Annotated in this window: 17 protein-coding genes and 1 pseudogene; 3 read left to right on the plus strand and 15 right to left on the minus strand. The window is 68.3% G+C overall.

The window, feature by feature from the left end; all coding sequences use genetic code 11:
* Positions 1 to 595: 595 nt before the first annotated feature.
* The 10 genes from OG210_RS32255 to OG210_RS32300 form a co-directional block, all read right to left on the minus strand.
* Positions 596 to 3,334 (minus strand): bifunctional YncE family protein/alkaline phosphatase family protein, encoded by a 2,739-nt coding sequence (locus OG210_RS32255; protein ID WP_328323082.1) that lies wholly within the window; start codon positions 3,332 to 3,334, stop codon positions 596 to 598.
* Entirely contained in the window at positions 3,335 to 4,696 is a 1,362-nt protein-coding gene (locus tag OG210_RS32260; protein ID WP_328323080.1) for an ABC transporter permease, read from the minus strand.
* Positions 4,693 to 5,634 (minus strand): ABC transporter ATP-binding protein, encoded by a 942-nt coding sequence (locus OG210_RS32265; protein WP_328323079.1) that lies wholly within the window; start codon positions 5,632 to 5,634, stop codon positions 4,693 to 4,695. The genes OG210_RS32260 and OG210_RS32265 overlap by 4 nt, the downstream gene beginning before the upstream one ends.
* Before the next feature lie 234 nt (positions 5,635 to 5,868).
* Positions 5,869 to 6,405 (minus strand): GNAT family N-acetyltransferase, encoded by a 537-nt coding sequence (locus OG210_RS32270; protein ID WP_328323077.1) that lies wholly within the window; start codon positions 6,403 to 6,405, stop codon positions 5,869 to 5,871.
* 125 nt (positions 6,406 to 6,530) lie between these two features.
* Positions 6,531 to 7,049 carry a hypothetical protein gene (locus OG210_RS32275; RefSeq protein ID WP_371540057.1) on the minus strand — a complete coding sequence of 173 codons (519 nt, stop codon included), beginning with the start codon at positions 7,047 to 7,049 and terminating at the stop codon, positions 6,531 to 6,533.
* A 181-nt stretch (positions 7,050 to 7,230) separates the two neighbouring features.
* On the minus strand, positions 7,231 to 7,635 hold the full coding sequence (gene coaD / locus OG210_RS32280) for a pantetheine-phosphate adenylyltransferase (RefSeq protein WP_328323073.1): 405 nt from the start codon (positions 7,633 to 7,635) through the stop codon (positions 7,231 to 7,233).
* Between the two features lie 65 nt (positions 7,636 to 7,700).
* Positions 7,701 to 8,255, minus strand: coding sequence for an isochorismatase family cysteine hydrolase (locus OG210_RS32285; RefSeq protein ID WP_328335264.1), 555 nt, complete (start codon positions 8,253 to 8,255; stop codon positions 7,701 to 7,703).
* Positions 8,256 to 8,363: 108 nt separating this feature from the next.
* Positions 8,364 to 9,698, minus strand: a complete 1,335-nt coding sequence (locus OG210_RS32290) for an MFS transporter (protein ID WP_328335263.1) — start codon at positions 9,696 to 9,698, stop codon at positions 8,364 to 8,366.
* 67 nt (positions 9,699 to 9,765) lie between these two features.
* Complete coding sequence (locus OG210_RS32295) at positions 9,766 to 10,212, minus strand: MarR family winged helix-turn-helix transcriptional regulator (RefSeq protein ID WP_371540059.1); 447 nt, start codon at positions 10,210 to 10,212, stop codon at positions 9,766 to 9,768.
* 84 nt (positions 10,213 to 10,296) lie between these two features.
* Positions 10,297 to 12,642, minus strand: a complete 2,346-nt coding sequence (locus OG210_RS32300) for a glycoside hydrolase family 95-like protein (RefSeq protein WP_328323069.1) — start codon at positions 12,640 to 12,642, stop codon at positions 10,297 to 10,299.
* A 236-nt stretch (positions 12,643 to 12,878) separates the two neighbouring features.
* Between OG210_RS32300 and OG210_RS32305 the strand changes: the two genes are divergently transcribed.
* The gene (locus OG210_RS32305; RefSeq protein ID WP_328323067.1) at positions 12,879 to 14,222 is read left to right on the plus strand and encodes a glycoside hydrolase family 27 protein; all 1,344 of its coding nucleotides are present in this window, start codon (positions 12,879 to 12,881) and stop codon (positions 14,220 to 14,222) included.
* Between the two features lie 164 nt (positions 14,223 to 14,386).
* Here the strand turns inward: OG210_RS32305 and OG210_RS32310 are convergent, their stop codons facing one another.
* From OG210_RS32310 to OG210_RS32325, 4 genes and pseudogenes are all read right to left on the minus strand, one after another.
* Complete coding sequence (locus OG210_RS32310) at positions 14,387 to 15,394, minus strand: LuxR C-terminal-related transcriptional regulator (protein ID WP_328323065.1); 1,008 nt, start codon at positions 15,392 to 15,394, stop codon at positions 14,387 to 14,389.
* 155 nt (positions 15,395 to 15,549) lie between these two features.
* Positions 15,550 to 16,593, minus strand: coding sequence for a beta-propeller fold lactonase family protein (locus tag OG210_RS32315; protein ID WP_328323063.1), 1,044 nt, complete (start codon positions 16,591 to 16,593; stop codon positions 15,550 to 15,552).
* A gap of 266 nt (positions 16,594 to 16,859) precedes the next feature.
* Complete coding sequence (locus tag OG210_RS32320) at positions 16,860 to 17,471, minus strand: flavodoxin family protein (protein WP_371540062.1); 612 nt, start codon at positions 17,469 to 17,471, stop codon at positions 16,860 to 16,862.
* Positions 17,472 to 17,529: 58 nt separating this feature from the next.
* Positions 17,530 to 18,525: pseudogene (locus tag OG210_RS32325) on the minus strand (aldo/keto reductase); the annotation flags it as partial.
* A 99-nt stretch (positions 18,526 to 18,624) separates the two neighbouring features.
* Here OG210_RS32325 and OG210_RS32330 point away from each other — a divergent pair.
* Positions 18,625 to 19,368, plus strand: coding sequence for a TetR/AcrR family transcriptional regulator (locus tag OG210_RS32330; protein ID WP_328323057.1), 744 nt, complete (start codon positions 18,625 to 18,627; stop codon positions 19,366 to 19,368).
* A 201-nt stretch (positions 19,369 to 19,569) separates the two neighbouring features.
* Here OG210_RS32330 and OG210_RS32335 read toward each other — a convergent pair whose 3' ends face one another.
* Positions 19,570 to 22,044 carry a PQQ-dependent sugar dehydrogenase gene (locus OG210_RS32335; RefSeq protein WP_371540064.1) on the minus strand — a complete coding sequence of 825 codons (2,475 nt, stop codon included), beginning with the start codon at positions 22,042 to 22,044 and terminating at the stop codon, positions 19,570 to 19,572.
* A 708-nt stretch (positions 22,045 to 22,752) separates the two neighbouring features.
* On the opposite strand from OG210_RS32335, the gene OG210_RS32340 reads away from it, so the two are divergent.
* Positions 22,753 to 23,742: a TIM barrel protein gene (locus OG210_RS32340; RefSeq protein ID WP_371540067.1), complete on the plus strand. Its 990-nt coding sequence runs from the start codon at positions 22,753 to 22,755 to the stop codon at positions 23,740 to 23,742.
* Positions 23,743 to 23,846: the final 104 nt, after the last annotated feature.

Raw genomic sequence — 23,846 nt, forward strand, 5'->3', positions numbered from 1 at the left:
TGGGGCCGGTGTCTGGATGGCGGGCGGTGTTGCTCTGCCCGGTCCGGCGCTCGGCTCCCCGGTATGTCCAACACCTTGCGAGAGGGGCCTGGCTGTTGGCAATTATGTGACCTACGACCCCAGATAGTGACAAAACGGACAGGGGTGGGGTGGGGCCCGTAACGAAGGGGGAAACCGTGTCGCGGGTCTACTAGGTGGCGTCCTGTGTGATGTGGGCCCTATGCCCGGGCTCACAAATCACCGGCCTCGGCGCCTCTGATTCCTACTCCGCGTCACAGTCCGTACACAGCGAAACTCGCCTATGTCGCCCGCCGGGCGGACGCGGCGGTGCCGGCGGGCCTGGTGGCCGCCCTGGTCCCCGGCGGGTGCCCGGATTTCGGGGCTGGAGCGGTTGCGCGGGCCGTCTGCGCGGATGACGGGCATGGTCTTCGCCTGGCCGCTGGAGCGGGTGGAGGAGATCGGTGTGTCCGGGCTGGGCTGGTCGAAGGCCCTGTGCTGGGGGCTACACAGGGCGGAAGGGGCCTCTCACCGGCAGTGACGCCGGCCAGAGGCCCCCTTGATGTGATCGGCTGAGACAGCTGTGTGATGGGCCGGGTCAGCCGTCGGACTCCGCCGACGGGATGTAGGCGCCGGGCACGTCGTTCGGTGCGTAGATCTTGCTGTCCCCGGGGTACGCCTTGTTCCAGTTGTGTGTCTGGTACCACGTGTAGCGGTTCATCTGTTCGGGGTTGGCGAAGTCCGGTATCGCGTTGGGACCGGTCAGGCGCTGCTTGGACTTCCAGCTGTCCCACTTCGCCGCGAGCGGCTTCTTGTCCGTCGGGACCTTCGACGACGGTACGGGCGCTGCTTTGGGGTTCTGTGACGCGGGTGTGTCCACGCCGCAGGAGGGCGCGGTTGCACCGTCGGTCAGCGAGGTCCGGTTGGGCAGTGCTGTGAACGGTTTGTCGTCGGGTTTGGCGGTGAATGCCCCGGACATGGGGGTGGCCGCGCTGTCGAGCTGGTTCATCGGGTGGATCCCGAGGATCTGCTCGATGGTGCGGATCATCGTGATCTGTGAGTAGTAGTGGTTGTCGACGGTGCTGTGCTGGGCCCAGGGGCTGATGATCTGGATCGGGGCACGGTGGCCGTCGACGTGGTCGAGGCCTGCCTGGGAGTCGTCCTCGACGACGAAGATCGCCGAGTCCTTCCAGTACGGGCTGTGTGAGATCTGGTCGACCATCTTGCCGACCGCGAGGTCGTTGTCGGCGACCTGGGCGGGCGCGCTCGCCGGGCCACCGGTGTGGTCATTGGAGAGCCAGAACATGTTCAGGGCGGCCGGACCGTTCTTCTTGAAGTCCTGCTGCCAGATCTGCTCCTTGTAGATGTCGGGGACACTGGTGTCGAACTTCGGGAAGCCGGGCACCGACACATCGTTCAGCGACGGGATCGCGGAACCGGTCTGTATGGGGTAGGCGGTCTTCTGCCCGGTGGTGTCCATGTTCTTGGCGTCGCAGTACAGGTTCTGCCAGGACGCGCCGGACGGCTTGCTCTCGAGTGTCTGGAACTCGCCGTAGTCCTTGACGGACTTGCCGGCCGCCTGCGCACCGGTCCAGATGAAGCCGGACTTCTGGTGGCCGAGAGCGTCGTCCTCGGTGTCGTAGCTGCGCAGGTACTCACCGGCGGAGGACTCGGTGTACTCCGGGTTGTCGGCCTGCATCAGCCAGTTGTGGCCCTCGGCGGAGTTCGTGCCGATGTCGTAGGTGTTGTCGTACAGCCCGAACTGCTGGGCCAGGGCGTGCTGGTTCGGCGTCACGTTCTCGCCGAACTGCGTCAGCGACGGATCGCCGTTGCCCTGCGGGATGTCACCGAAGACCTGGTCGTAGGTCCGGTTCTCCTTGACGATCAGGAACACGTGCTTGATCGTCGAGGGGTCGCCGATCCGTGCGGGCACCGGTACCGGCTTCTTGTGGCCCTTGCCCCTGGCTGTCTCGACCGAGTTCTTGGTCCAGCCGTTCTGCTTGAAGACCTTGGCCGTCTGGGACTTGATGGTCCTGTCGTCCGGCAGTGTGAACTGCGTCAGGCTCGATGTCGTGTCGTGGGTGCCGTGTCCGTTGGCGGCGGTGGGGCGGCGGGCGTCGATACCACGGGTGTTGGAGACGATGACGTTCTTGCCGACGGTGGTGATCTCCGAGGGGAAGTAGTCCGTCGGGAGCAGGCCGACGTACTTGGCCGGCTGCTGCGGGGAGGTGTAGCGGTAGACGGCGACCGCGTTGGCGCGGCCGAGAGTCACCAGCAGGCGGCCGTCGTCGGTGAGTGTCACCGCGTTGGGCTCGTAGCCGACCGACGCCTCCGGCCACGGCCGGGTGTCGATGGTCTGGACGACGTTGTTCTTCTTGGTGTCGATGACCGACACGTTGTTGTCGGCGGTGTTGGTGACGAACACCGTGCCGTTCTTCGCGTACACCGCGGTCGGGTGCAGGCCGACGTCGATGCTCGACGGGGCGGCCTGGGGGTTCGCCAGGTCGATGACGCTGACCGTGCCGGTGGTGGAGGCACCGGTCCTGGGGTTGGCCGGCACCTGGGTGCCGTAGGAGTTGATCGTGGTGTCGCCGGGCTTGGCCGGACGCCCGCCCTCGTTACTGACGTAGAGCTTGCCGCCGGCCTCGGCCATGCCGCGCGGGGCGTTACCCACGGACCAGCTCTGCTTGACGGCCCCGGTCGCCGCGTCGATGGCGACCACCCGGTTCTGGCCGTTGACCGCGCCGTACACGGTGGAGCCGTCGGCCGAGAACACGGCCGCGGCCGCCAGCGCGTGCTTGGGGCCCTCGGCCGGAATGGAGACGGTCACCGGGTCGGAGAGGGTGCCGTCCGTGTTGACGGTGTACTTGGTGTAGCCGTCGGTCTGGCCCAGCCACAGCTGCTTGCCGTCGGGTGAGTAGACCGGGCCCTCCTGGCCGACGCTGTTGCCCTGCCCGGGCTTGCCCTTGACGCGCTGTGTCACGTCGCCGGTCTTGAGGTCGACGATGACCAGCGCGATGTTGCCATCGGTGACGGTGGCCGCGAGATGCGCGCCGTCCGGGCTGACCGAGGACGACATGATCTTGCCGTCGTTGATGACGGTGCGGTGGCCGTACGGGGCAATGTACTGGTCGCTGGAGATGACCTGGCCGTTGGCGGTGGTCTGGCCGACCTGCTGGGTGTCGAACCCGTGCGTCTGGGCAACGGCGGTGCCCGTGACGGCGAGAGCGACGCCGATGCCCACCACCGTCACCAGAGAGGTCCGGCGGCCGACGCGTCTGCCGAAAACGCTGATCTGCTTCTTCTCGTTACCCCGGCGCTGCCGTGTGACCTGCATTTAGTTTCCCTTCGAGGTGGTGTCGAGGAGTTCGACGTTGCCGTCGAACTGCCACAGCGGGTTGGGTGCGTCCCCGGTCGGGGTCCGCACCAGGAAGTAGCCGTTCACTTCCTTCGGCCCGTCGCCGTCGGCCACGTACCGCCCGTCTGCGGTGACGTCGAGTTGGTAGATGGCCGTCCCGGTGGTCGTGACGCCGGGGAGGTGCCAGGAGACGACGCAGTGCCAGTCGTTGCCCGGCCCCTGGGCATTCCTGTCGACGCCGCCCTTGCTGCACGCCGTTGTGGCCTGCAACTGCGCCTCGGTGACGGCGGGACGGTGGAGCTGCTGGGTCTGTATGCGATAGAGGTGGGCGAATGCCGTGGCAACCGAGCGCTGTACCTTCTCCTGACTGATCCCGGAGCCCGTGGCCCCCGTCGTCCCGACGACGGCCCCGAACGTCACGGCTGTGAGGGAGAGCAGCGGCAGAACTCCAGCGGTGACCGCACGGCGTCCCGAGCCCTCGTCAGCCGGACTGGTGAAGTCCCGTCGCAGGAAGACCAGATACGCCAGACCTGTCGCGGTCATCGCCCACACCAGGCTGACCGCGATGCCGATCAGGATCGGGGCGAGCTGGGCGGAACTCGTGAACAAGCCGTTCCAGGCGATGAAGGCGTACCCGGGCAGGGCGAGCCGCATGGCGACGGGCAGCGGCAGCATCTGGGCGAGCTGCATCGCGAGCGCGACCAGTGCGGGCAGCAGCAGCCCCATCGGGGACCGTCCCAGCACGACGGACCCCAGCAGTCCGACACCAGCGAGGGCGAGTGTCGGGGCAAGTACGCACGCCCAGGCGAGCAGAACCTTGACGGCGGCGTCTCCCGACGTCAGCAAGTGGCCGTCGAGGCCGACCAGCGGCTGGTTGCCGACGGCCAGGACCCCACCGGCCGCGCTGGACACTGCCAGCCCGACGACGAGCAGGAGGATGACGGTGAGACTGGCCAGGGCCTTCGCCGCGAAGATCCGTCGAGGCGACCGCACCGCCACGAGCAGGTGACGCCACGTGCCGAGCCGGTCCTCACAGGCGAAGACGTCACCGGCGACCAGCGAGGTCAGCAGCGGCAGCGCCCAGGTGCCCGCGAAGCCGAGCACCACCAGCGGTCCCGCCCAGCCCGTTGCGTTCATCCAGCGCCCGAAGAGGGTGTCGACAGGCAGGGTGCTCTGCCGGCTCACCACCGCGACGAAAAGCGCCGGTACGACCCAGCAGACGAGTACCAGCAAGCGGATCCGCCATTGTGAGACCAGCTTGACCAGTTCGAAGCGGTAGCCGCGCACCACCGAGACGCGATGGACGGCTTGCGCGTGGCCGGTGGTCAGGGTCGCGGTCATCGTCTGGGCTCCTGCTGTTCGGTGAGGGCCAGGAACGCGGCCTCGAGCGGTGACATCACGGGGGCAAGCTCACGCAGCGCGATTCCCGCGTGCACGACCCGCACCACCAGCTCGTCGAGAGCGGATACCGGCGCGCGTACGACGAGCACCGCCGCCGCGTTCGGTGTCCCGGACTCCTCGACGACGCGGACCCCGTCCGTGCCGGCCGCCAGCCGGCGTGCAGCCTGCACGTCGGAGGTGAGCAGCCGGTAGTCGAGTTCACGGTCCTCGGCGGCCAGCTTGCTCAGCGGGCCGGAGAAGACTGCCTTTCCGGCAGCGACGATGGTGACCTCGGAGCACAGGGCCTCGAGGTCATCCATGCGGTGGCTCGAGAGCACGACGCTGGTTCCGTCTGCCGCCAGGCGGCGGAGAACACCGTGTACGTGATTCTTGCCGGCCGGGTCGAGACCGTTGGACGGCTCGTCGAGCACGAGCAGCCGGGGCTTGGTGAGCAGGGCGGCGGCGAGCCCGAGCCGCTGGCGCATGCCCAGGGAGAAGCCGCGGGCCCTGTCGTCGGCGACATCGGTCAGCCCGACTTGGTCGAGTACGTCATCGATCCCCGCCGTCCGCGCGTCGTGACCGCGGAGCGCGCCCAGCGCGGCAAGGTTCTGCCTGGCAGTCAGCGAGGGGTAGAGAGCAGGCCCGTCCACAAAACCGGCAACGCCCTCGGGAGCGGCGTGCGCCCGCCCGACCGGCACACCAAGGATCTCAAGACTGCCGCTGTCGGCGACCGCCAGGCCCAGCAACAGGCCCAGCAATGTCGTCTTGCCGGCGCCGTTGGGTCCTACCAGGCCGTGAATCTGACCCTGCCCCACATCCAGAACGATGTCGTCGAGTGCGATGACGTCGCCAAAACACTTGGTGATCCCGCGCGCCCGGATTGCGAGGAGTTCGTCCATGAGTTCCTTCTTCCAAAGCCTGAAAGGAACCTAAGAGGGGCACAAGAAGCGGACAGGGACAGCTCCTTGACGTTCAGGAAACAGCCGGCAACCGGACGTGGGCATGACGAGACGGCGGCAAGTCGGGTGCGCGGGAAGCAGCAGGCACCGGGCCGGCCTCTGGGCGGATGTTCGCTTGAGCCGGCGAGGCTGAGCGTTCTGGTTGGCCGGCAGGTGAGAGCGTCAGTATCCGGTTTACGGCCGGTCGACGCGGTAGAGGTAGTGGGTCCGGTCGTCGAGGGGGTTGTCCGGCTCCAGGTTTCCGACCCCGACCCGGTGCAGCCCTGCCCGCTCGAGCGCCCGCCACGAAGGGCGGTTGGCCGCCACCACCGGGACGAGAACGCACGGGGCGGCCGGGTACTCGGCCCAGGTTCGCACGATGACGGAGTCGATCACCGCCGTCCCGATGCCCTGGCCGGTCCGGCGGGCATCACCGATCAGGTAGTCGATGGTCATCGCGCCGTCAGGTACAGGGACGATGGCCGCCAGCTCGGCCAGGTACTCGGGGTAGTCGCGCAGGCGTGACCGTTGTACGAGACCGACCGGACGGCCTTCGAGGAATGCGAGGAGGTCCTCCGAGGGCTCCTCGCCCCGGGCGACGGGGCCGAAGTCGCGCGCCACCGCCTCCGCGGTGGTCTCGTGATTCCACCACCGCTTCACATGGGGCTGCTGGAGCCACCTCCGCAGCAGCGGGAAGTCCTGCTCCTCGACCTGACGCCATGTGATCTCCATGAGACCGCTCCCGGAATTCAACGATTCCTCGCAGGCTACGTGCTGCGCGGACCAGCCCGAAGGATCACGCCGGCCCAAGCGCTCAATCCGCCGAGTGGGGTGCTCGGTCACACCGGGCACGTTCGTCAGCTGTGTTCGGCGGCCATGGAGTCGAAGGTCTCCCGCATCATCCGATCGATGACTCCGGGCCGTCCGGTCAGGGAATCGAAGAGGTCGGCGAGCAGCCACAACACGAAGCCGTGCACCAGGGCCTCCTCCGGCGGGATCTGTCCGAACCGGTCGCGCCACTGCACGGTGTCCATGCCCATCGCAGCGGCCATGAGGACGCCGGTGACCATCGGCACCTGAGCCGGGTCGGCCAACTTGAAGGTGGGGAGTCTGCGGATCACAGCGGGGATCAGATCACTGAGCGGATCAAGCCGGTCCTGGCCGCCTGATTGTTCGGCGATCAGGTATCCGGTCAGCACGCCCACCAGGAAGACCGTGCCCCGTGACACCTCCTCACGCCCGTATGCGTCCACCGCGGCCTCGACCCGCTGCTGTGCCTCCTGGCGGTCCTCGGCGGAAGTCCGTTTCTCCAGGACCCGGTATGAGTCCCAGGCCGCACGGACCGCCTCATCCACGACTACGCCCTCACTGGTCATGGAACAACCGTAGGCGATACAACGCGCTGCCCGGGATCCTCGTCGCACGGGGCGCCTTCCGGCCAGTCGTAGACGGCTTCGGTGGTGGTGCAGCGCATCGGGAGATCAGGGCCATCCAGCGGGCACCTTGCCGGGTCTCAGCGGCAGCGTCGACGGCGTCTGCCCTGTCAGCTCATGGCGGTCAGCTCATGGCGGTGACGAGGGTGGAGGAGATGTGGGCCAGGGCGGGGTCGGCAGCGATGAAGAACGTTTCGACTCCGGCCAGTTCGTTGTTCATGCGGGCCATCGGCATTTCGTAGTCCAGGTCGTGAACGTCGCGGACTCCGCGGATGACGACGTCGATTCCGGCGCGGTGGCAGTAGTCGACCAGCAGTCCGCCTGTGTGGGAGTCGACCGTGACGTTGCTCAAGTCGGTTGCTGCCGCCCGGAGCCGGTCCAGCCGTTCCGTGATGGGGAAGCGGCCAGTTTTGTTCGAATTGGACATCACGCACACGACGACCTCGTCGAACAGGAGGGCGGCACGCCGGAGTACGTCCTGGTGCCCTTGAGTGACCGGGTCGAAGGATCCTGGGAAGAGGGCTCGCATGATCGGAAAGAGTAGCAAGCGGCCGCCCCCGGTAGTGAGGTGCCGGGTTGGCGTGGATGGGGTGCTCAGGCGGTGTCGAGGGTGCGCGCCCAGGCGTCGGTGGTGATGACATCGCATCGGTGGGTGAGAACTTCGGTGAGGAGGACGTCGTGCAGGCCCGGGTTGGGGTCGGCGCAGGCGTCGGACAGGACGGTGACCCGGTAGTCCAGGTCGACGGCCTGCAGGGTGGTGGACAGGACGATCCCGGCGGTGGAGATGCCGGCCAGGACGAGGTGGCCGATGTCCTGGGCGGCAAGGATCTGGTGGAGGTTGTTGCCGGCGAAGGCGCTGATCCGGTTCTTGTGGAGGACGATCTCGCCGTCGGCGGGGGCAACGTCCGGGTGGAGGGCGGCCCCCGGGTCGCCGGCCGTGAAGAGGTGTGGGGGGAGCGAGCCGAAGATCTTGTTGCGGGGGTGAGCGTCGATGTGGCCGTCGCGCAGCTGCAGGCTGACGTGGATGACCGGGATGGCGGCGGCGCGCGCCGACTTGAGCGCGAACGCGGCCCGGGACAGGAAGGGCCCGGGCATCTGGGACAGGTGAGCCTGCTGGAAGTCCATGAGCACAAGCGCGGTACGGGACATGGTTATGCCCTTCATTCTGGGTCGGTGGGTCGGTGGGCCGGTGGTTCTTGTGAGGTCGGCTGGGAGTGAGGGGTGGGAGCCGGAGGGGGGCGGGGAAGCTCCGCGGAACTAGGGGGCGGGCGGGGCCACGCGGCCGAGCGTGCGGTCGGCGACGGTTGTCAGGAGGTAGAGCACACCGGCGCCGAGCATGATCCACGCGAGGTGGTGCATGCCCGCGGTGTCGGCGCCGTGTCCGAATGACGCGCCGGTCGCCGAGGAGGCGACCATCGAACCGACGTAGGCGAAGGTGCGCAGCAGCCCGGCGGAGGAGGCTGTGCGCTCGGGATCGGCCTGGAAGTAGACGGAGTTCTGCAGGGCCAGGGTGTTCAGTCCCTGCGGCAGGCCGAAGATCAGGGCGACCAGCACCAGCGTCCAGACGGGGCTGTCCCCGGCGAGGGTCAGCATCACCAGACAAGCGGCGATCTGACCGGCCGCGCCGAGCAGCAGCTTTCCGCGCACACTCCTGCGCCGCCCGGAGATGACCGAGACGCCGATCGCCGTCAGGAACATGGGGATCTGTACCAGCCCGGCATGGAAGGCGGACAGCCCGTAGCCCTCCTGGGTCCACTGGGTGAAGCCGTAGAGGAAGGCGTACGCGACGACGTAGGCGACCAGGGCGCGTCCGTAGGTGGCGAGGAGCGGTGTGTTGCCGCCCAGGACCCGCACGTCGATGAACGCCGTGGTGGCACGCAGCTCCCGCAGGACGAAGGCGGCTCCCGCGAGCGCGACGATCACCAGCAGGTACCAGTTCTGCAGGCGCAGGTTCATCAGGAACAGCAGCAGAGAGATGAGCATGGCGGCGAACAGACCCATGCCCGGGAGGTCGAGCTGAGCGGTCAGGCGCCCGCGCTGCCGCGGCTCGGCGGGTGCGGCGGGCTTCGGCAGCCGCCACAGGCCCAGCAGCACAGCCGTGGCGGCCACCGGCACATTGAGCGCGAACGTGGCGCGCCAGCCGCCCGTCCCGATCAGCAGACCGCCCAGCAGCGGACCGATGACGGAAATGGTCTGGTTCGCCACCGCCAAGGCGGTCAGTACACCGGCGGGACTGTCCTGCCCGGTGCGCTTGGCCTCGCTGCGCAGCAGTGCCATCGCGGAGGGGTAGCCGGCGCAGGTGCCGAATCCGAGCAGGACCCGCGACGCGATCAGCACGCCCAGGTTCGGTGCCAGGGCGCCGATGACGCCGGCGACACCGACGAGGCTCGTGGCCAGGAGGAACAGCCTGCGCGGCCCGAAGAGGTCGACGAGGCGGCCCACGACGGGCTGCCCGAGCGCCGTGGCCAGGTAGAGGGCGGAGACCAGCCATGCGGTCTGCGTGGCCGGGGCGCCCAGGGCCCGGCCGATGGGGACGAGTGCGACGGCGATGATGGTGGAGTTGATCGGATTGAGGATCGAGCCCAGCATCATCGGCGGCAGCAGCCGCCGGTCGAATCCCGGCCTGGGGGCCGTCGTGCCTATCCGGTCCGTCCGGGCGTCAGTCACGGGTCAGGCGTTCCAGTACGGCCATGGCGGTGATCACCGTCCGGCGTTCTTCCTCTGTGCACCTGTCCTGAAACCGGGTGGCGAGCCACTCCCCGCGAGCCTGCCGTCCCTGCTCCACCCGGCCGTGGCCCATGTCGGTCAGTTTGACCAGCTGGCGCCGGCCGTCGTCCGGGTCCGGGGTCCGCGCCAACAGGCCCATCGCCACAAGCGCGTTGACGGTCTCCGTCATCGACTGGTGCCGCACCCCTTCGGCTGAAGCGAGGTCGCTGACCGAGACGCCCTCCTTGTCGGACAGGCGGGCCATCGCCGATGCCTGGCCGAAGGTGAGGTCCTCGTCCTGGGAGGCATTCAGGATCCGGCGCCGCAGACGACCGATGGTCGCGCGGACCTCCTGCGACGCCTGAACTGCGGACGTGGACAGGTTCGCGTTCTCGCTCATATTCCACAGGCTAGCCTGTGGAATATGAGGTGTCCAGGTTTACCTGTACATATCCGTGGCCCGGGCGCCCGGCTGGGCCTGGCGTCAGGTGGGGAGCCCCCAGCGTGGCGCCGGTGCGTTCGGGGTGACGGGGGCGAGATGTACGGAGGGGCGGCTGCCGCGTGGGTGGATCCAGGCCTCGTGGCCGCGGGGCAGGTCGATGCGGAGGGTGCCGTTGCCGAGATCGGTCCAGTGGAGCGCCCGGCCGGCGCCGTCGCGTACCTCCAGTGACCCCGCGATGTCGGTGCGCAGGACACATGGCGCTCCGGCCTCGCTGTACAGCCGCACCCACCGGGTGCGCCCGCCGGCCCGGGCCGCGCTGAGCAGGAACGCGCCCTGGGTACGGAAGTCGTGGACGGTGACGTCCTTCCAGTCCGAGGGGATGGCGGGGAAGACCCTGATGACGCCGCCCCAGCTCTGGCAGATCATGTCGTGCAGGGACTGCGCGGCCGACAGCGGGGTCTCGATGACCGGACCTGACTCCTTGTACAGCGTGTTGGGCTGGACGTAGAGCCTGAGGAGGTCCGAGAGGTACCCGGCGGCGGTGTCGCCGTCCAGCATCTGGGCCGCGAAGGAGGCGGCGCCCGTGTAGCTGTAGCCCTGGAGCGCGCCCGTGAAGCTGATCCAGTGGTCCAGGGAGGTCTTGATGAGGCCGCGGTTCTCCGGCTGCTCCCAGTTGACCAGGTACAGCGGGTACACCGACAGCATGTGCGAGTAGTGCCGGTGCGACATCGCGAACGGCTGCCCGGCCCCGATCATGAATCCGTTGGTGTCGGTGGGGGCGGGTGTGAGGCGGAGCAGTACGTCGCGCCAGCGGGGCGTGAGTCGGTCGTCGATGCCGAGGATCCGGGCCGAGTCGAGCAGGGTGGTGCATCCCCAGCGGATGAGTGCCAGGTCGTAGTTGGTGTCGGGGGTGTCGACGCCGTACTCGGGCGAGAAGGTCTTCGGCAGGTGCAGCTTGCCGTCGCTGCCTGGTTCGAGGAAGTGCAGGTAGTAGTTGATCGATTTCCGCAGCAGCGGGAAGACGACGTCGCGCAGGATCGACTCGTCCATGGTGTGGCGGTAGGAGAGCCACACGTTGTGCAGTGCCCACGTCAGGTTCCCGACTTCGGGGGTGGGCGGGTCCTGGCCGGGGATGCCGCCGCCGGTGCCGCCGGGGCCCGCGTCCAGACCGTGGTTGAGCGTGGTGTCGTTGGAGCGGGCGATGACCAGGGAGTCCGACCGGTAGGCGGGGGCGGTCTGCGCCTTGACGTTGTCCTGGAAGGCGCTCAACGAGCGGGTGAGGCCGTCGAGTTCGAGGTGGTTGGAGCCATGGATGAGCCAGTACTCCAGCTGCACGTTGAGGTTCCACCAGGACGCGGGCCAGGGCGTGGGCTCCAGCCAGGGGCCGGTGGTGGCCATCACGGGGGCGTCCTTGCGGGCCGCCGCGGCGACCTTGTACAGCTGTATCCAGTAGAAGCTCTGCAGCCGGGCGTCGGGGACGGACAGGAAGCTCTTGCGGTAGTAGGTGTGCCACCACGTCCTGTGGCCGGTCACGAGTTCCGTCAGGGGTTGCGTGGCGGCTTTGCGTACGGTGCGCAGTGCCACCCCGGTGGCTTCCGAGGTGGGGAAGGAGTGGGCGACACTCACGTACAGGGTGCGGGCCGCGCCGCGTTCGACCTCCCGCCACGCGGTCACGTGCTGCCCTCCGGACAGGAGGGGCTGCACCGCCGCTTCGACCGTGCCGTATGTGCTCACGGTGGCGGGCGGGTTGGCGGTGTAACCCTCGGGCAGCGGTTTGAAGGCGGCGCGCGGACTGATGGCCTGGGCGGGGTGGAACGTCCAGCGGTGGTCGCGTTCGCCCTCGGTGGGAATGATCTCGACGGCCAGGACGGAGCGCTCGGCGTGGACGACCGCCCGCAGGTGAAGGCTGCCCGCGGCGGTGGTCACGGTTCCGGTGAGCTCGCTGTTCCACAGGTCGAAACGCCAGTCCACGGCGGTGACGGTTCCGACGGGCTCCAGGGTGAAGTACCCGATCGGCAGCCGCGCCAGCCCGAAGATGGAGCCGAACTCGGGCCGGTGGTCCTGTACTTCGCTGTGCTGGACGTTGAAGCGGATCGCGTTGGCGTCCGGTTCGGCGTAGATGCCGGATCCGAGGAAGCCGTTGCCGAGGAACGGTCCTTCCTCCCAGGTGGCCGGCATCGTCTGCCAGACCATGTCGGAGTCGGCGAGGATGTCGGTCCAGGGGCGGTCGCCGAAGGCCGGGACGGCGGGTGGCTCGGGGCTGGGCGGGGGTGCGCCTTCCTGCCTGGGCTGTGCCGCGGCCGTTCCCGCCACTGCGGTACCGAGGGCCGCCCCCGCCAGGGCGCCGCCCATCAGAGTGCGCCGGGATACATCTCCACCACCGTGCATCGCGCCTCCTGGACCTACGACAGCGTTCACATACATGTTCATACATTCGACCTCTTGACAGCCGGGACGCTAGACCGCCCGCTCCCGAGTGTCAACGAATCGCGCATGGCCGACATTGGTTTCAGCAGTCATCGGAGCACTTCATTGACGGGTGGGCCGGGTGGGTGTAGACCACATGTCATGTCCACGTACTTGAACGGCCGTCAGTGACCGGACCGGATTACCGAGGAGTACGCATGCGCCTGGCCAAGATGCCCCTGATTCCCGTACTGGCGCTGATCCTCAGCGGCGCCGCCACAGCAGCGGCGGCACCGCCGGGACAGCCGGGGAGCCACACCGCGACCACTCACCCCGTCACCCGCACGGCGTCCACGCCGCCCATGGGCTGGAGCAGCTGGAGCTTCCTGCGCAGCAAGCCCACCGAGCAGAACATCGAGGCCCAGGGCCAGGCCATGCACGACAGTGGCCTGGAGGCGCACGGCTACCAGTACGTCAACATCGACGCGGGCTGGAGCGACCACCTCGACGCGTACGGACGCGACGCCTGGAACCCGTCGAGCTTTCCCGGCGGTATCCCCGCGGTGGCCCGGCACCTGCACAGCCGCGGGCTGAAGCTCGGCATCTACCTCACTCCCGGAATCCCGAAGGCCGCCGTCGACGCCAACCTGCCGATCCAGGGCACCCGTTACCATCTGGCCGACATCGCGGACACCACACAGCCCGGCAACACGCATGACGACTCCTGGCGCATCGACTTCAGCAAACCGGGCGCGCAGGAGTACGTGCAGGGCTACGCCGATCTGTTCGCGTCCTGGGGTGTGGACTACATCAAGATGGACTTCGTCGGACCGGGCGGCGGTCTCGTACCAGCCGACGACCGTCCCGACATCCAGGCGTGGCACCGGGCGCTGCAGCACACGGGCCGGCCGGTGAACCTGGAGTTGTCCAACTCGCTGAGCCTCGCCGACGCCGATGTGTGGAAGGCCAACAGCAACGGATGGCGGATCGACGGCGACATCGAGTGCTACCACTGCACCACCGTGGGCCTGACCGACTGGGCGCACATACTCAAACGCTTCACCGACGTACCCAAGTGGGCTCCCTACGGCAGCCGCGGCGGATGGAACGACCTCGACTCACTGGAGATCGGCAACGGGGCCAACGACGGCCTCACCCCCGACGAGCGCCGGACCACCATGACGCTGTGGGCCATCTCGGCCGCACCGCTGCTCCTGGGCACCGATCTGACCGCCATGGACCCCGACGACCTCAAGACGCTCACCAACGACGAAGTCATCGCGGTCGACCGTGCCGGGCGTCCCGCCCGTCCGGTGTCCGGGTCCGGCCTGCAACAGGTCTGGTCCAGCGAGAACGCCGACGGCAGCTACACCGTCGCGCTCTTCAACCTCGCCGACACGGCCGCAAAGACGACCGTCGAATGGAGCGACCTCGGAACCGACGGGCGGAACGGGAAGGTCCGCGACCTCTGGGCGCACCGGAACCTGGGCACTCACCGGGCTTCCTTCTCCGCCACCCTGCCCGCGCACGGATCACGCCTCCTGCACGTATCCGTGCGCTGACGCTGTCCCGATAGCCTGGCTGTTCTCACGAGCCGGGCCGTCGGGCAGTACTGGTCGGGCCGGCGGCCCGAGGGTCGGGGGCCCGAGGGTCGGGGGCTGCTCCTGCGGGCGCGGGGTCAGGAGTGGGCAGCGGCATGTGGCCGCAGTCCCAAGTCCCGCGTGGATCACAGCCAGCCGCGGCGGGCTGCTTGTGCACCCGCTTGGAACCGGCTGGTCACGGCGAGGCGGCCCAGCAGCATCGATATCCGCCGGCGCAGGCTGCGTTCGCTGATGTGGAGTTGACGGGCTATCGCCTCGTCCTTGAGGCCTGCCGCGAGCAGGGTCAGCAGCGCTTCGTCGCGGGCCGGAGCCTCGGTGGCAGCGGCGCCGCCGGGCAGGGCACTGTTCCCGGTCCCCAGTGGTGTGGCTCGCTCCCACAGTTCCTCGAACAGGGCCACGAGTGCCTCTGTCAGGGCTGATTGCCGTACGAGTACCGCGCTGTCCATCATCCGGTCGGCGTGTGTGGACAGTGGGAGCAGCGCCCGCCGCCGGTCCGCGATCACGAGCTTCACCGGCACGCTCGGCAGCACCCTGATCCGTTCGCCCAGGTCCGCCAGCCGGCGCGCCTGGCGGTAGCCGCCGTCCACTGCCAGTACTTCGGCGGCGTGTACGGCACGGCATTTCACGCCCCGTTCCAGCAGTCGCTCCATCGGGGCCAGGCTGTCGTCCGCTGGGTCCAGGAATGGCGGGCCGACCAGTGTCAGCAGTTCCGATTCCGTGCCGGCCAGCAGGTCCTGTACCCGGGCGTACTGCGCCGTGCCGCCTCGCACTACTTCGGTCAACCGCGCTGGGTCGTCGCGCAGTTGGGCCTCGCGGTATTCGGCGGACAATTCGTCCACCGACTGCCGTATACGGTCCAGTTCCGAGCGGCGGCGGCGCAGCAGTGCGCCGAGCGCGACCTGGGGATCCGCCGGCAGCCACACCCCGTCACCGCAACGGCCGGCGGCCGCGCCGTCCGTGTCGGGTCCCTCCGCGATCAGCCCGAGTCTGGCGAGCGCGCGCAGCGCGGCCCGCACCTCGTCCTCGGCCAGCCCGGTCTGCGCCGCGCACTGTTGCACCGTGCCTCTGCCGAGCCGTACCAGGGCCCTGTACACCCGTTCCGCGGCCTCGCTCAACCCCACCGCTTCCCACATCCCCGAAGAATATCGGCCGCGGCCGGTCCCGACACCGATCCGGCAGCGGCCAGTGGACCCCGGCAGCGGCCTGCCCCCATCCACCTGGCCGCCCCCGGGGCGCGCCGCCCGGGTCGTCCCCGGGTTTCCCCGGGGCCGCTCCGTCCGGTTGCGTCTCAGCGTGTGGTCAGGGCCAGCGCGGTGGGTCCGGGCAGGCCGGTACCGTCCAGCGTTCCGGTGGCCTTTCCGTGTCTCAGATCGACTACGGCGATACCTCCCTGGTTGTTCTGTGCCTCGAACAGCTGCTTGCCGTCCGGCGTCGCGGCCACCTCGCCGAACCCGTCCGGCACCGTGATCCGACGGGCCGTCATGTTGCGGGTGTCCACCACCGAGACGCTGCTCCCGGCCGTATCGGCCACGTAGAGCTTCCGCCCGTCCTGCGACAACTGCGCCTGGTACGGCTGCCCGCCGACGTTGACCTGTTCTGGTTTGGCTGCCGGGTTGTCCACTTGGTAGGCCGAGACGGTGCCGCCGTAGTAGTCGGTGGAGTAGAGCGTCTTGCCGTCCGGGCTGAGCAGTACCCGGCGCGGCGCCTTGCCGCCGGTGTAGGAGGCGGTGACCTTGTAGGACGACAGGTCCATCCGGTCGATCCGGTCGCGGGAGTAGATGCCCAGATACGCGCTCTTCCCGTCGCGGCTGATCGCCACGCCCTCAGCCGGCGCGCCCAGGGAGAGCGTCGTGACGACTTTCCCGGCCGTCAGATCCACCACGGACAGCGACTCCGAGACCATGCTCGTGACGTACGCCGTCGTCCCGTCGGGGGAGAGCGCGACGTAGTCCGCGTCCACACCCAGCGGTATCTCCTTGATCAGCTTCCGGCCGGCCAGGTCCACCACCGACAGCGTTCCGCTGTAGTGGTTCGCCAGATAGGCGGTGTGCTGGTCCTTGGACAGCGCGATCGACCACGTCTCGGCCTCCTTGCCGATACCGAAGCGCGCCACCTCCTTGCCGGTGAGGGGATCGACGCCGACCAGCTGGGTGTTGTCGTCCGCGCTGATGCTGTTCGGTGTGCTCCACAGCACCGTGTGCCCGCCACTGTGCTGGTGCTCCTGGGGCGCGGACAGGGAGTGCTGCGCGTCCGCGGCACTCGCGCTCAGCGGTGCCGCACATACCAACGCCGCCGCCAGCGCGACGGCGGCCAGGGTGCTTCGAGGTGCCATGAGGTCCTCCAACGGTGGGATGGAAAGGGGGCGGACGGGACCGGTGCACCGTCGCTGCGCCGCACGCTAGACCGCCTTCTGACACCCTGTCGACAACTTCGCACCGCCCGACCTGGCCGCAACCGGACCTCGTCCGAATCCGGCCAACCCGCTGCTCCTGACCGCCTCCGGCCCGCCTGTCCACTCTCGATTGCCTGATCAGTTACGCGGCTGCAGCTGCGGCTGCAGCTGCAGCCGCAGCCGCAGTCTGCCCCCCTGGAACGACCTCAGCCGGTTGTGGTGGCGGGGATGCCGGTGAGGCCGGGGGTGTCTGCGAACCGGCTGGTGTGGGTGGCTACTCGCAGGCCGAGGTGGCGGGCGGTGGACAGGTCGGCGCCGTGGACGGCTTCGGGGCCCTGGTCGTTCCAGGTCTGGGCGCCGGCGCCGAGGTAGAACCCGAGTCGGTTGTGGTCGTGTTCGCTGGCGGTGGTGGTGTTCCAGCCGGGCAGCAGTCCGAGGCTGATCCAGTGCATGCCGTGTTGGGCGGCGAGCATCGAGAAGTACTGCAGGGTGTGCAGTTTGTCGCCGCTCATGGAGCCGGAGTTGGTGAATCCGGCGGCGGTTTTGTCTTGCCAGGCGCGGGTCATCCATCGGGCGGAAGTGGCTTCGGCGAAGGTGTGGAAGGCGCCGGAGGCGCTGCCCATGTAGGTCGGGCTGCCGAAGATGATCGCGTCGCACAGGTCGAGGGTGCGCCAGTCGTCGTCGGTGATGGCGGCGACGTCGATCATTTCGACGACTGTGCCGGGTACTGATGCGGCTCCCTGGGCGACGGCGTTGGCCAGTTCGCGGGTGTGGCCGTAGCCGGAGGTGTAGGCGATGCCGACGGTGATGCTGGACATGGTTGTTGTTCCGTTCCTGGTGTCTGTGGTGGGTCGTGGGTGTGGTCGGTCGGTCAGGTTCGCGGGCGTTGGATGTCTCGGTCATGTCGGGGTACCGGTCGCCGGTGACCTGGGCGGCGAGGGGTTGGAGTTGGGCGAGTTCGCCGGCGGTGAGGGTGAGTTCGAGTGCGGCGAGGTTTTCTTGCAGGCGGTTCGGGTGCCGGGTGCCGGGGATCGGTACGACGGTGAGGTTGTGGGCGGCGCGTTGCTGGTGCAGCCAGGCCAGCGCGACCTGTGCGGGGGTGGCGCCGCGGGCGGCGGCGATCGTGGTGATGGGGTGCAGAAGTGCTGTGTTGCGTTGTGCGTTGTCGCCGGTGAAGCGGGGGAATCGGGCGCGGACGTCGCCGGCGGTGAACTCGCTTGGCAGGGCGCCGGTGAGGAAGCCGCGGCCGAGAGGAGAGTAGGCGACCACACCGACGCCGAGTTCGGCGGCGGCGGGTACGAGGCTGCGTTCGATGTCGCGGGTGAACAGTGACCACTCCGATTGCACTGTGCTGATCGGGTGGTGGGCATGGGCTTCGCGCAGTTCGTCGCCGGTGACCTCGGACAAGCCGAGGTGGCGGACCTTGCCGGCCTGGACGAGGTCGGCCATCGTTCCGATGGAGTCGGCCAGCGCCACTGCCGGGTCACGGCGGTGCAGGTAGTAGAGGTCGATGACCTCGATGCGCAGCCGCGTCAGGCTGGCGTCGACGGCGCGGCGGATGTAGGCGGGGTCGTTGCTGATCGACATCGACCCGTCATTGGCGCGGACGTTGCCGAATTTGGTGGCGATGACGACGTCGTCCCGGTGGGCGCGGACGAACGGTGCGAGGAAGCGCTCGTTGTCGCCCTGGCCATACATGTCGGCGGTGTCGAACAGGGTGACACCGGCGGACAGTGCGGCGTCGAGGGTCCGGCGGGCCGAGTTGTCATCGGTGTCGCCGTAGAACTCGCTCATCCCCATGCAGCCCAGCCCTTGCGCGCCGACGATGGGGCCGCCGGAGCCGAGCCGGACGGCTGAAATGGATGGGGGCATGAGATCTCCTGGCGATCGATAGCTGTGGTGACGTCGTCAACATTAAAACCGTATCGCTGTCAGCGTCAATGTCAACGGAAACTTGTTACCATCGACACCATGCGCAGCGACCCTGGCTCGCCCGAGACGGGCACGGAACGACGCGACCACCAGCAGGCGATCCTGAAGGCGGCAGCCGAGCTGCTGACCGAACACGGCCCAGCCGGCATCTCGACCCGGGCGGTCGCGACCGCCGCCGGAGTGCAGACGCCAGCCCTGTACCGCTTGTTCGGAGACAAGGACGGCCTGCTCGACGCTCTCGGCAGCTACGTATTCGAGAGCTACCTCGCCGAAAAGCGAGCACTGGAACCGAGCGAGGACGCAATCGAGGACATCCGGCGCGGCTGGAACATCCACGTCGAGTTCGGACTGCGCAACCCCGCGTCCTACGCCCTGATGTACGGCAACCTGCGCCCAGGCCGCCGCCCGGCCGCCGCCCAGGAGAACGGCGAGATCCTGCGCCGTCTACTCGAACGGGCCCGCGAGCAGGGCCGGCTCCGCGTCCCGGTCGAGACAGCAGCTCGGACCATTGAGGCGTCGACAACCGGCGCCGTGCTACTGCTACTGGCACAGCCCGAGGGCGAGCGCGACCCGGCCCCCCTCACCGGGCTGCGTGACACCGTCATCGACTCGATCGTCAGTACCGAACCGGCAGCCGACGCCCGAGCGAGAATCACCGACCGGGCTCAGGCGCTGCTGGCTGCTGTCGGTGACGGCCGCGGCACCGATCCCGTCGTAGACGCCGGTTTCAGAGCCACCGAAGCAGCACTGCTACGTGACTGGCTGAGCACCCTGAGCCGATGACAACCCGATCAGTCTCCCGAAGAAGGAAGTCGACACGCTGCCCATCTCGAAGACCTCGACGCCTCTGACGCCAGGTGAGCCTCCCGGCCTTGGCGACGAAGATCACCACCCTGCAGTCAGCACAAGGGGGTTCGGGGTACGGCGATCGCCCCGCCGGGCCGTCGTGAACGGCTCGGCGGGGCGGGGGAGAGGTGCTGCGCGTCAGCTCATCGTGAAGGAGTCCAGGCTGAACAGGTCGCCGCTGCCGCCCTTGAAGACGAAGTACAGCTTGTGCGTCCCGTCCGGGTCGGTCACCGGTGCGCTGACCGTTGTGTAGGCGCCGGAGGTGTCGCCGACCGTCGCCGTGCCGGCCAGCGGGCCGTCGGGGGCGTCGGTGTGGACCTCGATGGTGCCGCCGGTACCGCTTGAGGCAGCCCGGAAGTCGATCTTGTTCACACCCTGGAGGTCGTACGGGTCGAACTCGATCCAGTCACCGTTGTTGACCGACGTGACCGCCTCGTTGCCCTGGGCGTTGGCGTCGGTGGCCGTCTGCACGCCGGACTGCGTGCGGTAGAACTCCGCCTGCCGGCCCTTGGGCTGCAGGACGATCTGCGTTGTGCCGGTGAGGTCCGGCACCCCGGCGCTCGGGGAGGAGTCGGTGTAGCTGGCGGAGAGGATGGCGTAGAAGTTGTCGGCGTCGGTGTGGCCCGCCGTGGTCATGGTGAACGTACCGCTGCACCCTGTCGCCTGCGAGAGGTTGTGGGAGTGCATGTCATGACCGAGCGAGTAGTTGACCTGGACCTTGGAGCAGTCCACCGGGGTGCCGTCCGGGTCGGTGGCGTCGATCTTCCACGCGACATTGTCCCCGTCCTTGAACGTCAGCCCGTTGGGCGGCTGGGAGAACGACAGCACCGGCGCGGAGTTACCCACGGTGACCAGGGTGGCGGCGACACCGGTCCTGCCGCTCGGGTCGCTGACCGTGAGCTTGGCGTGGTACTGGCCGTTCGTGGTGTAGGTGAACGACGGGGTGGCATCCGTGGAGTCGGTCTTGCCGTCGTTGTCGAAGTCCCACGCGTAGGTGAGCTTGTCGTTCTCGGGGTCGGTCGAGCCCGTGCCGTCGAACTTGACCGTCAGCGGGTTCTTGCCCGATTGGGTGTCCGTCTTGATCGCAGCGGTCGGAGCCTTGTTGCCCGGCGAGTACTCGATCTTGTAGAGCCCGGCGTCCAGGGAGCCGCCGAACCACGCGCTGCCGTAGTCGAGCACGTACAGCGATCCGTCCGGCCCGAACTCGGTGTCGATGGGCTCGACCAGGTGGGCCCAGTCGTTGCCGTCGGTCAAGGTGTCGATCGACTGGATCTTTCCGCTGCTGTCGGACGTGATCGGCTTGATCCAGTGGGCGCCGAACTCGTAGGCGAAGAACTTCCCGTCGTAGCTCTTGGGGAACTTGACCTGGGAGTTCAGCGTCGAGTCGTAGTTGTACACGGGTCCGGCCATCGGCGCGCCCTGCCCGCCGAGCTGGGGGAACAGCGAGTTGCCCGCGTAGTGGTTCCAGATCCAGGCCGGCTGGGCCGGCGGCAGGTCCTTCAGGCCGGTGTTCAGGGGAGCGTCATTCACCGGGTGGGCACAGTCGAACGGCTTACCGGACGTCCCGGTGGCGAAGTCGTACTGGATGTACGGTGTGTTGTTGCCGATGCAGTACGGCCATCCGAAGTTGCCGGCCTTGGTGATCCGGTTGTACTCGATGGTGTTCTCCGGCCCGCGCTTCGGGTCCGCACTACCGGCGTCCGGGCCGTAGTCGGCCAGGTAGACGACGCCTGTCTTCTGGTCGACGTGGAACCGGAAGGGGTTGCGGAAGCCCATCGCGTAGACCTCTGGACGGGTCTTGGGAGTGCCCTTCGGGAACAGGTTGCCGTTCGGGGTCGTGTAGGTGCCGTCGTTGTGCACCTTGATCCGCAGAAGCTTGCCCCGCAGGTCGTTGGTGTTGGCCGTGGAACGCTCGTTGTCGAAGACAGGGTTACGTTCCGGACGCCGGTCGATGGGGGCGTAGCCGTCGGATTCGAACGGGTTGGAGTCGTCACCGGTACTCAGCAGCAGGTTGCCGTCACCGTCGAAGTGCATGTCGCCCGCGACGTGGCAGCACTGCCCGCGGTCGGTGTCGACGCGCATGATCTTCTGCTCGCTCGACAGGTCCAGCTTGCCGTCGGTGAAGGTGAACCGGGACAGCTGGTTGTAGCCCTTGTAGGGCGCGAAGTCGGCGGCCGTTCCGCTCTCCGGGGCGTCGGTCATGGGAGTGTCGAGCCGCGGTGCGTAGTACACGTAGACCTGGTGGTTCTTGGCGAAGTGCGGGTCGATCGCGATGGTCTGCAACCCGTCCTCGTCATGGGTGTAGACCGTCAGCTTCGCCGCCACGTCGGTGAGTCCGTCGAGGGTCGTCCGGTAGAGCGTGCCGTCCCGGGAGCTGTGCAGCGCGCTGCCGTCGGGCAGCACCGCCAGTCCCATGGGCTCGCCCACCTGGTCCGGTCCCTTGGCGAGGGTGACCTGCTGGAAGTCGGACGACGCAGCGGCGGTCGCGGTCGCGGCCGTTCCTTGCGGTGCCTCGGTCCGCGCCTGCGCGGACGGCGATCCGGCCACCGCCATCCCCACGCTGAGCGCTGCGCTCAACGTCGCGATGAGTAGTCGGCTCAGTGGTGTACGCACGTGCTGCCTACCTCTCTTGGGGCGCTGCGACGGGACTTCGCTCGCACCGTCGTGTCGCGCGGAGTGCCGGGCCCGGGCCGGTGTGCCCGGGACGGCGTGGGCCGGTTCGCCGGTGGAGGGGACAGATCGTCCTGGTGTGCACGCCGCCGGCAACTGACGTCGGGCGTGGTCGGCCTGCGGACGCGGTGGCGGGTGTGGCCGTGCGCGTCCGGAGTCGGACGTGACGAGAGGGCTCGGAGGGGTTCGCGGCCCCCTGGTGAAGCGTCATGAGAGTGGGCTTCATGACGATGGACTGTCAAGGAGGTACTGCCGGGTAGCTGCATTTCGTGGCCTGAAGTGGCCATATCTTTTGCTCATCTGGTGAAAAGTACTGGCGTTCGTGGTCAACTATCGTCGGTTTCAGGCGTTCATCGTCCTGCAGGGTTCGCTGAGGCCGACTTGTTGCCGTCGTGCGGTCCGCGGGGGAGCCGGCCGCCTTTCGCTCGCCGAGGCGACTCCCGTCGCTCCGCAGTCAGTTCGCACACCGCACACCGCACACCGCACACCGCACACCGCACACTGCAGACCCGCACACCGCACATCCATTCAGGCATCCCGGCCGACGAACGCCCCGCGTGACGCTCCGCCCGAGACCGGGCGGATGCGCCCGCCCTGTCGGCCCACGCCGCGGCCTGCCGCGGCTCTGTGCTCCACAACGAAGGAGTGATGATGCGTCAGTTCACACCTGACTTCGACCGTAGAGGCTTCCTGCGTGCGGCAGCCGCCGGCACCGTGGCCATCGGCGCGGCGTCCGTCGCGGGCGCGCTCCCCGCAGCCGCCCAGACGCCCGCCCCGAAGGCCGGGCCCCACGGCGCCAGTCTGACCATCCCCAAGGACGCCATCGGCATCCAGCTCTACAGCGTCCGCGACAAGGTCAACGACCTCGGCTTCCGTGTCGTCTTCGAGGAACTGTCGCGGATGGGCTACAAGGAGGTCGAGTTCGCGGGCTATACCCAGAACACCTCCATTCTCGGCCGGCAGATCACCCTCCAGGAGATCCGCACCCTTCTCGACGACAACGGCCTGCGAGCCATCGGCAGCCACATCGGCATCGACGCCTTCCGAAGCAACCTGCAGCAGGAACTCGACAACGCCAAGATCCTGGGTATGCCGAACATCGGGACTCCGAACGCGCCATCGGACACTCCCACGGTCGCCGGCTACCAGGCTGCCGCGGAGGACTTCAACCGCTGGGGCGAGGCCGCCTCGGCGCGTGGACTCAAGCTCTACCAGCACAACCACTGGGCCGAGTGGGCCTTCGCCCAGGACCAGCCGGAGGTGCGTCTGTACGACGTCTTCCTGGAGAACACCGACGCCGCCCACGTCTTCCTGGAGATGGACGTCTACTGGGCGTTCGTCGGCCAGTTCCGCTACCCGGGCTTCGACCCCGCCGCGTACGTGCGCAAGCACCCCTACCGGTACACGCTGTTCCACATGAAGGACGGCAAGTCCGACCCCAACGCCGCCGACGGATACGACATGACCGAGTTCGGCGCCGGTGACATGCGCTACCAGCGGTTCATCCACGCGATCGGTCCCTTCGGCAACCACCACGGCATCTGGGAGCAGGACTCCGCCCCCGGCACCCAGCCCGACCCGCCCGGCTCGCTGGGCGCCGCGCAGCATAGTTACACCGCGCTCGCACACCTGCTTGCCTGACAAGCAGTCACCACCCCGTTCCGCGTTCACCGGCTCGCGCCGGTACGAGCGACGGAACGGGGTGGACGCTTCCCGTGCCGCTGCCGTCGTGGGCCGGCGAGCAG

Origin of the sequence: Streptomyces sp. NBC_00466 (assembly GCF_041433995.1) — a bacterium.
Lineage (GTDB): Bacteria > Actinomycetota > Actinomycetes > Streptomycetales > Streptomycetaceae > Streptomyces.

Coding starts and splice junctions, on each gene's coding strand:
- OG210_RS32255 (WP_328323082.1), bottom strand. CDS start 3,334: ATGCAGGTCACACGGCAGCGCCGGGGTAACGAGAAGAAGCAGATCAGC.
- OG210_RS32260 (WP_328323080.1), bottom strand. CDS start 4,696: ATGACCGCGACCCTGACCACCGGCCACGCGCAAGCCGTCCATCGCGTC.
- OG210_RS32265 (WP_328323079.1), bottom strand. CDS start 5,634: ATGGACGAACTCCTCGCAATCCGGGCGCGCGGGATCACCAAGTGTTTT.
- OG210_RS32270 (WP_328323077.1), bottom strand. CDS start 6,405: ATGGAGATCACATGGCGTCAGGTCGAGGAGCAGGACTTCCCGCTGCTG.
- OG210_RS32275 (WP_371540057.1), bottom strand. CDS start 7,049: ATGACCAGTGAGGGCGTAGTCGTGGATGAGGCGGTCCGTGCGGCCTGG.
- coaD (WP_328323073.1), bottom strand. CDS start 7,635: ATGCGAGCCCTCTTCCCAGGATCCTTCGACCCGGTCACTCAAGGGCAC.
- OG210_RS32285 (WP_328335264.1), bottom strand. CDS start 8,255: ATGTCCCGTACCGCGCTTGTGCTCATGGACTTCCAGCAGGCTCACCTG.
- OG210_RS32290 (WP_328335263.1), bottom strand. CDS start 9,698: ATGATGCTGGGCTCGATCCTCAATCCGATCAACTCCACCATCATCGCC.
- OG210_RS32295 (WP_371540059.1), bottom strand. CDS start 10,212: ATGAGCGAGAACGCGAACCTGTCCACGTCCGCAGTTCAGGCGTCGCAG.
- OG210_RS32300 (WP_328323069.1), bottom strand. CDS start 12,642: ATGCACGGTGGTGGAGATGTATCCCGGCGCACTCTGATGGGCGGCGCC.
- OG210_RS32305 (WP_328323067.1), top strand. CDS start 12,879: ATGCGCCTGGCCAAGATGCCCCTGATTCCCGTACTGGCGCTGATCCTC.
- OG210_RS32310 (WP_328323065.1), bottom strand. CDS start 15,394: ATGTGGGAAGCGGTGGGGTTGAGCGAGGCCGCGGAACGGGTGTACAGG.
- OG210_RS32315 (WP_328323063.1), bottom strand. CDS start 16,593: ATGGCACCTCGAAGCACCCTGGCCGCCGTCGCGCTGGCGGCGGCGTTG.
- OG210_RS32320 (WP_371540062.1), bottom strand. CDS start 17,471: ATGTCCAGCATCACCGTCGGCATCGCCTACACCTCCGGCTACGGCCAC.
- OG210_RS32330 (WP_328323057.1), top strand. CDS start 18,625: ATGCGCAGCGACCCTGGCTCGCCCGAGACGGGCACGGAACGACGCGAC.
- OG210_RS32340 (WP_371540067.1), top strand. CDS start 22,753: ATGCGTCAGTTCACACCTGACTTCGACCGTAGAGGCTTCCTGCGTGCG.